General features: G+C 55.7%; 1 rRNA gene. It reads left to right on the top strand.

Features of this window, described 5'->3' with window-relative positions:
- Positions 1-314: ribosomal RNA gene (locus J9892_RS21715) — 16S ribosomal RNA — on the top strand; the annotation flags it as partial.

Below are 314 nucleotides of genomic sequence, written 5' to 3' on the forward strand. Positions count from 1 at the left end.
CGGTGATAAACCGGAGGAAGGTGGGGATGACGTCAAGTCATCATGGCCCTTACGGCCAGGGCTACACACGTGCTACAATGGCGCGTACAGAGGGCTGCAAGCTAGCGATAGTGAGCGAATCCCAAAAAGCGCGTCGTAGTCCGGATCGGAGTCTGCAACTCGACTCCGTGAAGTCGGAATCGCTAGTAATCGCAAATCAGAATGTTGCGGTGAATACGTTCCCGGGCCTTGTACACACCGCCCGTCACACCATGGGAGTGGGTTGCACCAGAAGTAGATAGCTTAACCTTCGGGAGGGCGTTTACCACGGTGTG

Source organism: Aeromonas sp. Prich7-2 (assembly GCF_017939255.1).
Taxonomy (GTDB): Bacteria; Pseudomonadota; Gammaproteobacteria; order Enterobacterales; family Aeromonadaceae; genus Aeromonas; species Aeromonas caviae.